Origin of the sequence: Isoptericola croceus (assembly GCF_029382255.1) — a bacterium.
Lineage (GTDB): Bacteria > Actinomycetota > Actinomycetes > Actinomycetales > Cellulomonadaceae > Isoptericola > Isoptericola croceus.
On sequence record NZ_JARLLG010000460.1, the window covers coordinates 1 to 258 of the forward strand.

General features: G+C 41.5%; 1 protein-coding gene. It reads left to right on the forward strand.

Annotated elements, in window-relative coordinates:
• Nucleotides 1–40: 40 nt before the first annotated feature.
• Nucleotides 41–258: hypothetical protein (locus PZC42_RS24930; RefSeq protein WP_277214305.1), on the forward strand; the 218-nt coding region annotated here is incomplete at its 3' end.

Below are 258 nucleotides of genomic sequence, written 5' to 3' on the forward strand. Positions count from 1 at the left end.
AATTAAAATGTTGTATTTATTTTTCTAAAGGGGTGTAACCATGAAAAAACAACAAAAGTGGAAGCGTTTTCTATGGTCTGGGGTTATGAGTACAATGCTTGTTGGATTAGCAGCTTGTGGAGGAGCAGAGTCAACAGGAAGCGAGGAAGCAAGTGGGGAATCAGACAGTCCTGCTCCATCAGGTGAGGTAGTAAACTTAACCATTTCTACTTTTATGCCAGGACCTCACCCTCAGCATACAGAGTTAATCGAACCATT